At 47.1% G+C, this 15148-nt stretch carries 13 protein-coding genes; 6 read left to right on the plus strand and 7 right to left on the minus strand.

Annotated elements, in window-relative coordinates; genetic code table 11:
* Positions 1-50: 50 nt before the first annotated feature.
* Positions 51-440 carry a glycine cleavage system protein GcvH gene (gene gcvH, locus ASG81_RS23755; RefSeq protein WP_056640171.1) on the plus strand — a complete coding sequence of 130 codons (390 nt, stop codon included), beginning with the start codon at positions 51-53 and terminating at the stop codon, positions 438-440.
* 92 nt (positions 441-532) lie between these two features.
* Here gcvH and ASG81_RS23760 read toward each other — a convergent pair whose 3' ends face one another.
* The 5 genes from ASG81_RS23760 to ASG81_RS23780 form a co-directional block, all read right to left on the minus strand.
* On the minus strand, positions 533-1405 hold the full coding sequence (locus ASG81_RS23760) for a tetratricopeptide repeat protein (RefSeq protein ID WP_056640175.1): 873 nt from the start codon (positions 1403-1405) through the stop codon (positions 533-535).
* A 27-nt stretch (positions 1406-1432) separates the two neighbouring features.
* Positions 1433-2398, minus strand: a complete 966-nt coding sequence (locus ASG81_RS23765; RefSeq protein WP_056640178.1) for an ATP-binding protein — start codon at positions 2396-2398, stop codon at positions 1433-1435.
* A gap of 201 nt (positions 2399-2599) precedes the next feature.
* The gene (locus ASG81_RS23770) at positions 2600-5005 is read right to left on the minus strand and encodes a beta-propeller domain-containing protein (protein WP_056640182.1); all 2406 of its coding nucleotides are present in this window, start codon (positions 5003-5005) and stop codon (positions 2600-2602) included.
* 826 nt (positions 5006-5831) lie between these two features.
* Positions 5832-6572 carry a hypothetical protein gene (locus ASG81_RS23775; RefSeq protein ID WP_056640185.1) on the minus strand — a complete coding sequence of 247 codons (741 nt, stop codon included), beginning with the start codon at positions 6570-6572 and terminating at the stop codon, positions 5832-5834.
* 295 nt (positions 6573-6867) lie between these two features.
* A complete protein-coding gene (locus ASG81_RS23780) occupies positions 6868-7911 on the minus strand; it encodes a SepM family pheromone-processing serine protease (protein ID WP_056640188.1) in 1044 nt (347 codons plus the stop codon).
* Between the two features lie 182 nt (positions 7912-8093).
* Between ASG81_RS23780 and ASG81_RS23785 the strand changes: the two genes are divergently transcribed.
* Positions 8094-8477 carry a (deoxy)nucleoside triphosphate pyrophosphohydrolase gene (locus tag ASG81_RS23785; protein ID WP_056640191.1) on the plus strand — a complete coding sequence of 128 codons (384 nt, stop codon included), beginning with the start codon at positions 8094-8096 and terminating at the stop codon, positions 8475-8477.
* 205 nt (positions 8478-8682) lie between these two features.
* Positions 8683-10584 (plus strand): sensor histidine kinase, encoded by a 1902-nt coding sequence (locus tag ASG81_RS23790; protein WP_056640194.1) that lies wholly within the window; start codon positions 8683-8685, stop codon positions 10582-10584.
* Between the two features lie 45 nt (positions 10585-10629).
* On the opposite strand, the gene ASG81_RS23795 is transcribed toward ASG81_RS23790, so the two are convergent.
* Complete coding sequence (locus ASG81_RS23795; protein WP_056640197.1) at positions 10630-10872, minus strand: NHLP leader peptide family RiPP precursor; 243 nt, start codon at positions 10870-10872, stop codon at positions 10630-10632.
* A gap of 103 nt (positions 10873-10975) precedes the next feature.
* Positions 10976-11920, minus strand: coding sequence for a hypothetical protein (locus tag ASG81_RS23800; protein ID WP_056640198.1), 945 nt, complete (start codon positions 11918-11920; stop codon positions 10976-10978).
* Between the two features lie 368 nt (positions 11921-12288).
* Between ASG81_RS23800 and ASG81_RS23805 the strand changes: the two genes are divergently transcribed.
* The 3 genes from ASG81_RS23805 (at position 12289) to ASG81_RS23815 (ending at position 15135) form a co-directional block, all read left to right on the plus strand.
* The gene (locus tag ASG81_RS23805) at positions 12289-12858 is read left to right on the plus strand and encodes a hypothetical protein (protein WP_056640201.1); all 570 of its coding nucleotides are present in this window, start codon (positions 12289-12291) and stop codon (positions 12856-12858) included.
* Positions 12859-12940: 82 nt separating this feature from the next.
* Complete coding sequence (locus ASG81_RS23810) at positions 12941-14023, plus strand: Gfo/Idh/MocA family oxidoreductase (RefSeq protein ID WP_056640204.1); 1083 nt, start codon at positions 12941-12943, stop codon at positions 14021-14023.
* Between the two features lie 98 nt (positions 14024-14121).
* Positions 14122-15135 carry a substrate-binding domain-containing protein gene (locus ASG81_RS23815; protein ID WP_056640207.1) on the plus strand — a complete coding sequence of 338 codons (1014 nt, stop codon included), beginning with the start codon at positions 14122-14124 and terminating at the stop codon, positions 15133-15135.
* Positions 15136-15148 lie beyond the last annotated feature (13 nt).

Consider the following 15148-nt stretch of genomic DNA (forward strand, 5'->3'; position numbering starts at 1 on the left):
CATCAGAAACCTATTCATGCGAATAAATCAAATGAAATGAGGCGTTTGCAATGAGTGAAATCAGAGAGCAGCTTGTATATAGCGACGAGCATGAATGGGTGCTCCGGGTAGAGGGGCAAACCGTACGAATCGGCATTACCGATTATGCGCAAAGCCAGCTGGGCGATATTGTATTCGTTGAATTTCCCGAGGCGGGAACGGTCGTGACAGCGGGCGACAGCGTAGGTACGATCGAATCGGTAAAGACGGTATCCGAATTATACTGTCCGGTAACGGGAACGGTTACGAAGGTGAATGATTCGCTCATCAACCAGCCGGAGCTTGTGAATGAAGAACCGTATGAAGGCGGCTGGATTGTCGAGCTTGAGGCGAACGGAAGCTTGGAGGAAGCGTTCAGCAAGCTGCTGTCGGCTGATGCTTACCGCGCTCTTATCGATTAGTATCTTGAAATCAGGAAAAGCATGGAGCCTTTTCATAGATCTCTCGTGATGAAGCAAATAGGCTTAGAAAAAAGAAGGTGTGCGGAGTCCGCTCACCTTCTTCGCGTCCAGCCAAATACTTTGACATGCACAAGCAGCTTGGTTACCCAATGTGTAGTGTAGTAGAGGACAATGAATAGGATCATGAGAGGTTTAAACAAAATCCATAGTACAATCCAGCTGATGAAAATTTGCCACGGCTTCATTTTTTTCATGAGGTTGCTCGGCATGAGCATAATCCGGTAGAACTTATAATTTTTCTGAAGGCCTTCGAGAAACTCCTGACGAATTTGCTTGTCATCAGGGTCCAGCCTGATGGCGTTCTTGAGCATGAGCAAATAGTCGTCGTAGTCATTGCGTCTCTCGGCTGACCAAGCGAGGTACAAATAAACCATATCTGACTCCACATCAAGCCGCAAAGCCTTGTTTGCTAACATTTTGGATTCGGAGAAATTCCGCAGCAGTGCTTCGTTGTAGCTTAAATTTGCCAAATATAACGGATTTTCAGGGGAGATCTCAAGTCCCTTTAGCAATAGACCCCTTGCTTCGTCGTACCTTCTTGTTTTATTTAATATATTGGCGTGCAAGAAAAAATAATGCGGCTCATAAGGATCGACTCGCTGCCCTTCCTTAATGGCTTCCATAGCAGCCTTCCAGTCTTCTATCGTGTAATAGGTATTGGCCCGAACAAACCAGGCTAGCTCATTTTCCGGGTCGCGCCGAAGCGATTCCTCTGACCAATGAAGGGCTTTATCAAGGCTATCCATATGAAGACAAACATGCGCGAGCAGCGCATAAGCGTACGGATCCTCCGGTGTGTCCCGAATGAGCGCCATAGCCTCGTTAGTAGCGTCTGCAAATCTCTTCCAATGCATGAGCTGCTCTATTCTCTCGTAACTTCGATGGCTGATTTCTTCTTCTATCATGAATCAGGCTACCCCGCTCTTAATGAATTATTTCAAACCGCTTTGCTTCATATAATCCAGTACGATTTGATAGTCTTGGTTGACATCGCTGAATGTTGCATAGTTTTTGGCTGTGGCAAACCAGTCGAGCGTCGTCGCTTTCCGCTGCTTGGATGCTTTCTTCAAATCATCCTGCGAGATTGGCTGGATTTCACCGGTTTCAAGCGTTCTCTCCAGCGCGCCTTCTACGGCATCCTTCACGATTTGCTCTAAATCCGCGCCTGAAAAATGCTTTGTTTCTTTAGAAATCTTGCTCAAATCGAGCGAAGAAAGCGGCTTGCCGGCAAGCTTCAGCTCTAAAATGGTTTCGCGCTCCTTCTCTTCCGGCGGCGGAACAAAAATCATATGGTTAAACCGGCCGGGCCTACGCAGCGCCGAATCGAGATACCAAGGCGTGTTTGTTGCGCCGATGACAAATACTTGATCATTAAACGTCCGAAGCCCGTCAAGCTCCATCAGAAGCTGATTGACGAGAATGCGGTCATGGTGCTGACGCATTTGATTTCGGCTGCCGCCCATCGCATCGAGCTCATCAATAAAAATGACGCAAGGCTTGTTCTCGCGGGCCTTCTCAAAAATATCATGCAAATTGTTCTCGCTCTGTCCTACGTACATGCCAAGGATAGCCTGCAGCTCGATATGCATGAAGTTCGCATCGATTTCGCCAGCTACTGCCCTGGCAAGAAAGGTTTTACCGCAGCCGGGAGGCCCGTACAGCAGCAGGCTTCCGCCCGCTTCCCTGCCGTAAGCGGCAAATAGCTCAGGCTGCTTTAGCGGCAAAATAAAGTTCATGCGAATTTTTTTCTTTACGTCCTCGAGTCCGCCGACATCGGCAAACGTTTCATGCGGTTTCTCGGATTCTACTAAATCCTTGCCGCTCGCATCAAAATGCAGCAGCTTCAGCTTATTGCGCCGGCGGTTTGCAAGCTCATCGCGGTCGTTATGGTCCGACATGGTCATCATCCTTCTACATACCATTTTGCTAATAGTGTAACAAATTTCGGGAGTGCATTGGGTGATTTTGTACGAAAATATGAAATATTGGAGCTAATCATGTAGAACAGGGGCATGTAATGGAAGAGCAAATGAAGCAAAAGCAAAAGACCGCCATGGATCTATCAGCCAAGGATAGACTCGGGCGGTCTTTTGAATGATTTATTGTATCGCAATCGGCATCGGCATCACCTGCGGGCCATCCGGATACACAGTGCTCCCACTAGGCTTTGCCGGATAGGTAAGCGAACCGCTTTCCTTTAAGCTCGCCAGGTCATTAGCTTTCAGCATGTGATCCGACAACGTATAAAGCGTATTTCCCGCATAGAGGATGCGCCTCACGGTTTTATTGTAATCATAGCCGTATTGTCCGCTCTTCGCGAGATCGTCCGCCGTCAGATGCGTAATGCGGCCGCGCAAGGTGAAGCCCTTCTTCAGATCAATGCCATATACATAGGCGCCTTGATAAGTGAATTCTCCGTAAGCGGGGGAGTCAGAGGGCTTTAGCTTTTCTTTGTTTTTTATTTTCAGCAGCTCAACCGGGAACGCAAGCAGCCCTTTTTCCTTGGAGAACAGCAGCGCCTTATGATTCTGCAGCAGCTCGGAATTCGTACCGCGATCTCCGATGACCTCTTTGAACTTCTCCTTCGGATGACTAACGTCCGAGACGTCGAACAGGGCGATTTTCATCCCTTGGTAAAAGGCCATCGTCGCATCGGCGCCCATCCCCTTCGCGGGGAGCTCGATGGTTTCCTTGCCGAAGCCGATGATATGGTTCTCGTCATAAGGATGCAAATAGTCGCTGTAGCCGGGAATTTTCAGCTGTCCGAGAACAGCGGGCTTCATGGGATTAGCCAGATCAATCGCGAACAACGGATCTACGTTGCGGAAAGTGACCATGTAAGCGCGGCTGCCCATGAAGCGGACCGAGTAAATGCGCTCTCCCGAAGCAAGACCCTCCAGCTTGCCGACAGTATTCAGCTTCTCATCCAGCACGTAGAGGTTATTGGTAGAGCCAGCATCGCCAGTTGCCCACATATCGCCATTCGTCAAAGCAATACGGAAGTAGCCTTCATGCTCATCTATCGAGAATTGGTTCAAAATCGTACCGGGAACCGTGCCTTCACCGATATAGACGATGCTTCCCTGATCAAGGCGGAATTTGTGAATCTGAGTCTTCTGCTGACCGTCAGCTTCATATTTGGCGATCGCTACGTACAAATGCTTTTCAGAGGCGTAAATGGTCTGGCCTGACCCGAGATAGGCTGATACTTGCAAGGGCTGATCGGCAGCATCAAGATCGATTGCGCCGACGAGCATCATATTCGTATCGGGCGATTCGGGGAAATAGCGAATGGAATCCAGCGGCAGCGATTTTTGTTCGCTGGATACCGCCGAATCACGGTACACCGGCTCGAACGATAGAGCAGGCTGCTGCTCGCTTGCAGCGTCGCCGCCATTTTTACTCATGTCATAGAGCTGGTACGAATAATTGTATTTGTTCGTCACGATATATAAGGCGCTGCCGATTTTGCGTGAGGAGCTGTAGCTGCCCTCCTGCTCGGTTTCGCGCACGAGCTTCGGCTGACCCGCCTCATTCAGCTCGTAGATTAACGTCTTCACCGTCGATCGTGTCGGTATAAACAGCCTTTTTTCGGCCATTGCCCCGGAGGAAGTATCGGCTTTGCCAGTCACGGCGTCATAAGGCAGACTGGCTTGATGCTGGCCAATGACCACTAAACGCTTATCATCGACATAGATTTCCTGGGGCGCAAAGCCGTCCTCAGGCGCATATTCAACCGTTGCTGCGAGCTTTGGTTTCGCCGGATTGGCGATATCCGTGATAAGAATGCGCAAGCCGCTAAGCTGATAGACGAAGCGCCCGTCTGTTTTGGCCCAATCGGCTTCATCTACCCCTCCAGCCTGTACATTCGTTTGCGAATAGTCACCTTCGTTTTTTGATTTGGCAGAGGTGGCAGCAGCCGATTGGGCGCCATCTGCCATGGCCTTCTCCTCTACAGCTTCTCCGAATTTATTATTTTGTCTATTCTGATTGCTAATCGATTCCATAAGCTGAAGCAGCTTCTCCTCGGAGCCGATAGTCGGCAGCTCGAGCGGATCGTCTATCGTAACGATTCGCTGGGCGGCATCCCAGGCTACGACTGCGCCCAGAGCCTCGGAAATCGCGCGAAGCGGCACCATCGTAACGTCGCGATGAAGGCGGGCGGGCGCTTCTAATCGAATGAGCTTGGCGTTTGCGGTCATTTCGGCTGAACCGATCGTGAGCGAGGCGGTGCGGTCATCATGCTTCAGCGTAATCATTTGCTTGTCACCCGGTCCGGATTGATAGCTTACCTCTGCCCCCAGCGCTTCCGAAATTTCCCGCAAAGGAACAACCGTTTTGCGATTCTCGATAAAAGCCGGGGTTGATAAATTCAGCTCCGTTCCCCGCACGACAATGTGAATATCCGGCTGTGCGGCAGCCTCGTTCTCGAACGGCCCCCCGGCAGCGGAAGTTAATAGCAGCATTACAATTAGCAGCAAAGCAGCAAACGCTTTTCTTCGCATCAATAGTCCCTCCATTTCATCCTTATGTTTTTATGATTCGAACAAGTTCCGGTTACCCTCATAAACGAGCGGATTGCTGGAATGGTTGCGTGAAACGGAGGCTGTTTGCGAAAAATAATTACTCGTGCGGCAGGCTCAAAGCCGCATACCCCGCAAACTGGCGCCTAACGCGCCTCATCTGTCGAAATAGAGTAAATCCTTTTCTCTATTTCCTCAAAACTAACCCAAACCGCATAATTAGAGAAAGTAACTTTCTCTAATGTCCACGTACCCCCGCAAACTGGCGCCTAACACGCCTCATCTNATCTGTCGAAATAGAGTAAATCCTTTTCTCTATTTCCTCAAAACTAACCCAAACCGCATAATTAGAGAAAGTAACTTTCTCTAATGTCCACGTACCCCATCAAACTAGCGCCTAACGCGCCTCATCTGTCGAAATAGAGTAAATCCTTTTCTCTATTTCCTCAAAACTAACCCAAACCGCATAATTAGAGAAAGTAACTTTCTCTAATGTCCACGTACCCCNAGTTGTCAGACGGCAGTGTAACGATAGAAAAACTGTCGATTGGAACCTCATCTGTCGAAATAGAGTAAATCCTTTTCTCTATTTCCTCAAAACTAACCCAAACCGCATAATTAGAGAAAGTAACTTTCTCTAATGTCCACGTACCCCCGCAAACTGGCGCCTAACACGCCTCATCTGCCGAAATAGAGTAAATCCTTTTCTCTATTTCCTCAGAACTAACCCAAACCGCATAATTAGAGAAAGTAACTTTCTCTAATGTCCACGTACCCCCGCAAACTGGCAGCTAACGCGCCACTAGCCTTACAACCGAAGCTTGACTCCAGCGCTTGTCAGTCGGTAGGAACGTATGCGTTGACCGCCAGAAGCTTGCTCTATTAATTTTAAATGAAGCAGACGACTTAAGTTTTTACGAGCAGTAGGCGCACTAACCCAAAGCAGCTTCCGGGCATCCTTCGGACTGAAGGCTGCTCCGTTCACACGGCGCTGCGCCCATCGCAGAAGTTCCCGCGCGGGTGAGGACAATTGCAGATAAAGCGCGTCTGTACGTCCAAGACCGTAAAATTTCCCTAGCAGCTGCTGGATAAACTGCTGGCATTGTCTTGGTCTTTCCCGAAGGTCGTCATAGGAAAAGCGCACAACGATCCAATCGTCCAAGACGAGCTGGTTTTGCCGAAAGCGATCATCCGAAAATTTCCGCCGTGATGCATTTTTTTGATGCGTCCCAAAGCCATCTATTTCGATGGAGATTCGAAAGGGAGGGCGAATATAAGTAAAGTCGAGAAACCGGCTGCCATCGCGATAATCATTCACCTCATACTCCGGATGCAAATATTCAAAGCTGCCCAGCACCTGCCACCAGATATCGATTGCAAAAAGCTGTTCGCTATGATCATCCCGCTCTACAAGCCGACGTCTACGCTCACTTGTAGGCTCACGCAGCTCTGTATGCTTGAGTATCCATTCCCTATAGGCCCGTTCAGCCGTACCCAGTTTACCGGTTACCCCAACATCCACTCCGGCCAACGCCATCCGATCCACCATCAGACATCCCGCTCCCATCTCCTGAGATAAAAAAACGCTCGCTTCGAACGAATGTCCGAAGATTCACCAGCCCCAACATCCACGCCGGCCAACGCCATCCGATCCACCATCAGACATCCCGCTCCCATCTCCAATAAAAAAACACCGCTCCGCTTCGAACAAATGTCCGAAGAAAGAGCGGTGTACTTCACCTCATACCATTGTAGTTGAGCAGCGAGCAGATGTCATCAGCCCAAACTAACCTTTTATGACATTAATGATGTATCGGCTTTAATGTCAACGCGCTCAACTGTCTTTACGCTCCGAGCCGCTCCAAATAATTCATAGCTTCAGCAAGCGTATGAACGGGAACGATCGTAACTTTATAGCCTCTTTTACGGGCCTCGTCCAAAATATCCTTTTCATTGCTGTCAGAAGCCTTCACATCCGCCGGACAAAAAAATATTTCTACGCCTGCAAGCTCGGCAGCAATGATCTTGTCGCGTATGCCGCCGATTTGTCCGACATTGCCGCCCGCGTCGATCGTTCCGGTGCCCGCGATAAACTTGCCGTGCGTCAGTTCGCCTTCAGTCAGCTGATCCAATATTTCCAGGGAAAACATGAGCCCTGCGGATGGTCCGCCGATTTCCGATTCCTTATATACCACACTTACCGGAGGCTTGATCGTATATTGATCCTCGCTTACAATTCCGATCCGCGGCACAGCTGCATCATCACCGTCATCACCATATAGTTCAACCGTGAGAGTGTGTCTTTCCTTACCGCGCAGCACGACCAGCTCCAGCATATCGCCAATCTTTTTGCTTTGTACGATTACGCTGGCCAGCTCGTTAATTCGCGTCACCGGCTTGCCCTCCGCCTCAACGATTACATCTCCCGGAAGAAGCATCCCAGCCGCCTTGGATTCCGCATATAGCGCCTGTACAAAAATGCCGGTATACGTCATTGGAATGGGCTGTCCAGCCGCTTCGAGCGATGCGACGACCGCGTTGTTTTGGGAGCTATTCATCATATGGTCGAGCAGGATTCCGTACTCGGCATCGGTTAGCGTGCCGCGGACCTTTACGGATTTTCGAATTTCAGTGTCCTTGGCAAACAAGCCGTAAAGCAAGGTTAACGCATTATTTGCTTTTATAGACAACACGGTCGTAAGGTTGAAGCTGCCTATCTCGGAAGCGTGTCCGTTTTCTACCTTTACAAAGTCCGTCAGCTTCTCAATCGTACCAGGCTGATAAATGTAATAAGGCAAGGGGATCAAGGTCAGCAGCGCTAAAATAAGGATCAAAGAGAGCAGCGAAATTAGTCTTTTTTTATTGCTGGCGTTCGTATTTCTCGTCATGAAACAAGTCCTCTTTCTGTTTGGGGCGGTTTAGTATAAGATCATTTTAACAGAAGATGGTGAATTGTGAGTAAAAATTTGGAAGGTTATAATTATGAAGGGGCCGAATTCATTGTCAAAATGGCAAAGTGCCGCTGCAGGTAAATGGGGAAATAAGTGTTTCGTATAGGAGCTGAGCATCATTGATTCGAGTAGCTGCTGCAATCATTGAAAACGAGCAGGGATTATTGTTAATAGCAAGGCGTAGGCCGGAGAAGTCGCAGGGCGGGCTTTGGGAATTTCCTGGCGGGAAGCTGGAGGAAGGCGAGTCGCCTGAGGCTTGTCTGCGAAGAGAGCTAATGGAAGAGATGGGCATCGAGATCGCTGTAGAGAAGCGTTTTGGCGTGAATGAACACAGTTATGGCGCGATCCGTATCCAATTGACCGCTTATGAAGCTAAGCTTGTTGCTGGAGACATTAAGTTGATCGATCATGATGAGTATAGATGGGCTCAAAAAGAGCGGTTAGCCGATTATTCATTTGCTCCAGCGGATATCAAGTTTGTTGCTATGCTCATGCAAGGTTGAGAAGGAGTAACAAGAAGCTGTCCCATTTGTAGATGACCTTGGGCGGCTTTTTGCTGCGCTGCGCGGGGTATAAAATCCGCGATAATCCATCGTCGTATCATGAAATTTTTTTGGATGCAGGTAAATTCTAGAAGGAGCGGTATCGAAGATTGTCGAAATATAGTAACGTAGAATGGTTTGTATTTTTGATATTTTGAGGTGTCCTATGAAAGCTATACCTAAATTCGTAATCGTCCTTGTCATATCGTTATTTATAGCCATTCCGTTTCTATCCACGCCTTCCTATGCCTTTTCGGATACGCTGACTACCGCGATTACAGAATGGGAAATGATGTGGGAGAAGGATTCCAGTAATACGGTTCAGAATGTTATTTCCAACAATAAATCTGGTGAGTGGCATTCCTTCTCTTATGAAGATAAATTGCCTGTAAAACCGGCTAATGTTCATTCGGCATGGCTCAGATTTCAGCTCCCTGCATTTGATTTAGCAAGGCCAGCGTTGTTAATAAGCAAGCTTACTGCCAAAGATGTCAAGATATTTATTGACAATAAACTCATTTATGAATCTCATCGGAATTATCCGTATAACAAGAACGAGATTTTACTCTCATTAAACCCCAATGAATCCAAACAAATGGTATATATTCTTTTGCATACGGATTCCGCCTGGTTAGGCTTGAAGAAACAAATTATTGTAGGTGAAAACCAGATTCTCAGTAAAGACTATCTGAAGAAGGATATTTTCGATGTTGTTATTGGAGGAGCGCTTGTATTTGTTTCGCTGGCTATGTTTTTATGCTTCATTTTTTTGAACAAATCTTATTTAGTTGGTTTGAGTTCGCTTTGTATTTTTATTTTTTCAATCGGAGTAATGATTCTCGCTTTAACCCCTTATTTACATACCGTATATAAGGACTATGGGCTGGTCATTTATTATATGTTCGATGTCGGTTCAAATCTATTGATACCTTCTATTTTTTTCTTTTTTGAAAAGATATTCGGTAGAGGACCTTTTGGACTTGTCTCCCGATTTAGAAAGCTCCAAGTCGTTGTTTCGACGATGTCTATTTTATGGCTGTTGGCTTCTTTTACTTCAGATAAAATCGGTAATCTGTATACAACAGCTACAATCTTTACTTTCGGCGGATCGATCATTATAGGTAATAGCTTACTCATCATTTTCCTTGTTAAATATTGCTTGCAAAGAAATAAAGATGCAATTATTTTAACGACAGGATTTGGTATGTTTGCTGCAATTGGCGTCTCAGAAGTAATATGGTATTTTATTCAAGATATGAATTACGATCTGTTTTTTTGGAAATGGGGCATTCTTAGCTTTGTAGCATCGCTTATCATCATATTGGCCAGAAGAATATTACAAAACTACGAACAGGTTGTAAAATACTCCAAACAGCTTGAGGTTTTTAATAATGAGCTTCAGCGGTCTGAAAAAATGGAGATCATCAGCCAATTGGCTGCTTCGGTAGCTCACGAGGTACGCAATCCCTTGCAGGTTACAAGAGGTTTTCTTCAGCTCCTTCGTGAGAAAACGACGAGTGATAAGGATAATAGCTTTATGGTGCTGGCGATAGATGAACTAGACCGGGCATCGGAAATTATTACAGACTTTTTAACGTTCGCTAAACCCCAGCTTGAGCAGACGACACTTCTGAATGTTGCGGAAGAGATTCAGAAGATTGAAGGAATACTGGCTCCGTTAGCGACTATGCAAGGCGGAATTATCAAGGTTGATTTAGCATCCGATTTATATGTACGCGGAAATTCATCTAAATTAAAGCAGGCGCTTATAAATATTATTAAGAACAGTATCGAAGCCTTAGATAAAGATGGGATCATCCATATCCGAGCCTACATGGATGACTCCGGCCATGTAGTCATTTGCATAAAAGACAATGGTGAGGGTATGCACGAGGCTGATTTAAAAAGACTGGGTGAGCCGTATTATTCCAAGAAAACGAAAGGAACCGGCTTAGGATTAATGGTGACTTTCCGAATTATTGAAGTGATGCAGGGCAGAGTTGAGTTTATTAGTGACAAAGGGGTGGGCACGGAGGCCATCATTCATATCCCTTCAGTGAATAAATAGCGCTGGCCGCTCTAGAGGGAGCTGACCAGCGTTTTTTTTGTCATTTTATTGCCATGCGGCTCCTTCTGAATTGTTCACGTTCGCAACCTCTTGAGGGCTCTGCGGAAGGACTAAATAATATTTATTGGCTGATTCTTCTAGTACTTCTACTTCGATTGTATCCGGTACATCAATGCCAAAAGCGTCTTTCACTGCTGCTTTAGGGTCTGCAATAAGCTTTTTCTTGAATTCGGCATCTTCCCATGCCTTTTGAATGATATGCTCTTGTAACGTTTGTTCTGCGGTCACATTGATCACCCTTCCGAATATGTATAAGTTTACCATACTCAGTTTAACATGGTCTTTCGACAATATCTATTTAAATTTACTAATATTCGACAATTAATAGATACTATTGCACCTTCTTTGCTTCATAAGTAGACAAAAAGTACTCAAACCCGCCCTTAAGCAGCTGCTTTCTGTTTGTGTCTATCGTCTCAGTAACCTGGTTCAAATGATTTAGTAGAAAGGCGTGAAAGTCTAGTATCTCACTGGCTCCAGTATCCATAGCCAGCAGCTTCCTATGATTGTCAAAAGCAAATTGCACATAGGGCTTCATGCATCCCCTAATATAGATCGCATTTTCAGCGTCTTTCTCAGTTAATGGCTCACCCGAGGCTCGTCCCGCAGCAATCATTGCCAGCAGGCCGTTATAGCTGCCTTCCGCCAAGTCTTCTTTCCAGTCCGCGTAGTCGTCAGCCATCTGAAGCGTCATCAGTACGAGATCGATGGCATGCTCAAGCTTATGTATGAATTCATCGCGTCCCGTTAACAGCAGCGCGCCTGTGCTGGCGATTTTGACGGGACCGGCTTTTCCTGCTGTGCGGATAGGCTCGTTAACAAAGTAATCGTCGCGGTCCTCATTCATTACGCTATCGGCCCATGTTGTCACATAACGGTGGTAGTAACGCCAAAATGATGAATCTGATGGAAATAACTCGCGAAACACGCTGAACATTTCAAGCAGAAGCAGATTACCCAGTGCGAGCTGATCCTTCCATTTCGATGAAGGCGCACTGTCCATTACATCATCCTGAATAAAAAAATAGAGCATTCCATATACATTAGCTAATGCCAGGCGTTCACATTGCGAATCGCTTATCCCTGACAGTTCCTTTATCCAAAAAGGGAGCAGGCTGCAAATATAGTCTTTGCCGCTCTCATGCTTCACCGGGTTGAATTTGTCTGCGTAGGCAAGGCCGACACTATTCAGCGGCCCGGGAAAAGCCGCAATGCGATCTTCGGCCTCCTTGTAAACCTGCTCCAGCTGCTTTTTATAACGGGTATACCATTCCATTGCTCCGCCTCCGCCATCATCAGAAAAGATTAAATGACAATACTAAATTACCTTTTGCAGCATATAAATTGTATACGAACGCTGTGAATCTTTTCTACTATATCATTTCATAAACATGAAAATCTTAACATTTTTTTGAGCATTAGGGAAAAAGGGCGAACTACTTATTGAGTAAACAGAAGAAATCCAGTAAAATGGAGACAGATTAAGATATTGAAAAGTTTGGTAGAGGCTTCTTTGTCACACTATTCTTACAAACTGGACTAAGGTCGGGGATAAACCTATTACCTGAGCAGGTTTAGAATTTAGTTCTCCTGCATTAAAGTTAATACCTAGATGAAAGTTCTTTAATGTGGAGGTAGTATGGCATGAATAGAGATGCAGAAATTTATGTGCTCTTGACGAATACAGGGACTCTATTTTCGAAGACGATAAGATGGTATACGAAAAATATGTTAAATCATGCATCAATAGCTTTTGACAGCGATCTGAATGAGGTATACAGCTTTGGCAGAAAGAATCCGAGCAATCCATTTTTTGCGGGGTTTGTTAAGGAGGATGTGCGCGGTGAGTTTTTCGAGCATTCGACCTGCGCGCTGTACAGATGCACGATCGACCATAGCGCCTATGTAAACATCAGGAATCAGATTCAATATATGGAGAAAAACCGGGATCAATACAAATACAATCTGCTTGGCATGCTTGGTATTATGCTTAATATTGAGATGAAACGGGAATATGCTTATTTTTGCTCACAGTTTGTAGCCTCGGTGTTTGAGCAAAGCGGTGTGAATTTAGTCGATAAGCCGTCGTTGTTCGTAACGCCTGCCGATTTGGAAAAAACAGCATTGCTCGAGTTAGTATACCACGGCAGGCTGCACGCCTATACAGGCTGCCCAGAGGAGATTAAAGCGACAGGCACTTTCCGGACAGCTTAAAGAAGATCTCTCATGGAGAGATCTTTTTCTTTTTTAAAGAAGCAGTTAGCTCGTATATTACATCTTGGAGGCTGGTTATAAAATGTCCATCATCAGTTTTGGTATTGTTGGCGGCGGCTGGCGCGCGGAGTTTTACATACGAATCGCGAAAGCGCTGCCGGAGCGGTTTCGCATACATACGATGCTCGTTCGGGACGAGGAGAAGGGGCGGGCCATTGAGGCAAAATGGGGCATTCGGACCGTTCGCAATTTACAGCAATTTACGGCAGAGGCAGTGAACTTTAGCTTTGCAGTCGTATCGGTGCCGCGAACAGCAGCGCCGGATATGATCCGTGATTTATCTGCGCGGCGCATTCCCGTTCTTGCGGAGACACCGCCAGCTGCCGATCTGGCTGCGCTTACCGCGCTCTGCGAATCACTGCCAAAGGATGCTAAGGTGCAGGTGGCGGAGCAGTATTTGTATCAGCCGATGCATGCCGCCCGTATTCAAGTCGCCCGCTCCGGCAAGCTGGGAGAGGTGAATCATGTACAGGTTTCGGCCGCCCATGATTATCATGGCATAAGCTTAATTAGACAGCTGCTTGGCGTCGGCTTCGAGGAGGCTGTCATTAGGGGCGAGCAGTTTGAATCAACGATTATGCAGGGCCCAAGCAGACAAGGGGATCCGCTTGAAGAACGAATGGTTCAGTCGGTGCAGCGGATCGCAACGCTTCGGTTTGGCGACAAGCTGGCCGTATATGATTTTACGGGCGATCAGTATTTCTCCTGGATCCGGCGCAGCCGCATGCTTGTAAGAGGCACGAAAGGCGAGCTTATGAACTCAAAAGTGAACTACTTGAAGGACTACGCAACGCCTGTTTACACGGAGCTTCGCAGAGTGGATACGGGGCATCACGGCAATTTGGAGGGCTACTATCATCGCGGCATTACCGCGGACGGGGAATGGCTGTACCGGAATCCTGTCGCTCCGGCAAGGCTCAGCGATGATGAAATCGCGATAGCTGCATGCTTGCTGCGCATGGGCGAGTACGCCACTGGAAGCGGAGCCTCCTTCTATAGCTTGGCCGAGGCTGCCCAGGATCATTATTTGGCGCTTATGATGGGACAAGCAATCACGTCAGGCCAGTCGGTAAAGACGGAAAAACAAGTTTGGATGAACCTATAAATGTAGAGTAATAATATAGATGCATGTATGTTAAAATAATCGCAGCTCCCGTAAGCGGGGGCAGCGTTTTATTTTTTTATGAAAGGGGTTACACCTGCATGAAAAAAATACTGCTCATTTATGGAATCCTCATCGTAACCTTCATGCTGTTCGTCTTTTATAACCAAAACATCGGTTACCGCAATGCGGATCCGAATCCATGGGAGCAGATGGATGAAGGGCTGCGCGGCACCATTGACGAGAAATATGTGATGGTCACCTTTCTCTCCGGAATCGAGTATTGGAAAACGGCGATTAAAGGGTTCGAGGATGGCGCACAGGCGCTAAACGTATCGGTCGAGTATCGCGGTGCGACGCAGTATGATGTGAACGAGCAAGTAACCGTTCTTGAGCAGGTAATCGCCAAAAAACCGGCGGGCATCGCACTGTCGGTGATGAATGCGAATGCGTTGACCGGCTCCATCAATAAAGCAGTCGAAGCAGGCATTCCGGTCGTGCTGTTCGATGCAGGCGCGGACAAGAGCAAGGCGTATTCCTTTCTTGCGACTAACAATTATGATGCCGGGGTTACGGCGGCGCATAAAATGGCCGAGCTCATTGGCAATAAAGGAAAGATCGCTGTCGTAACGCTGCCTAACCAATTGAATCATCAGGAACGGACGGTTGGGTTCCAGGAGACGATTTTTAAACAATATCCGGAAATAGAAGTGGTCGCGGTTAAAGACGGCAAGGGAGATCAGCTTGTGTCCGGGCAGATGGCGGCCGAGGTGATGAAGCAGCATCCCGATTTGCAGGGCTTTTTCGTGACCGAGGCGAATGGCGGTGTAGGCGTTGGGCAGCTGTTTGAGCATAACCACAAAGTAAAGATCATCAGCTTCGATACGGACAAAGGTACGCTGGATATGGTGAAAGAGGGTACAATCTCAGCTACCCTAGCTCAAGGAACGTGGAATATGGGCTACTGGTCCCTGCAGTTTTTATTCCATCTCCATCACAATATGACGGGGCAAAGCGGCACTGCAATTATGGGCGGATCACCTCTGCCGAAATTTGTGGATACCGGCATAACCGTCGTCACGCAAAACAATGTCGAAAGCTTCTATGCGAAATAACGGATAGCGTATG

Source organism: Paenibacillus sp. Soil522 (assembly GCF_001428245.1).
Taxonomy (GTDB): domain Bacteria; phylum Bacillota; class Bacilli; order Paenibacillales; family Paenibacillaceae; genus Pristimantibacillus.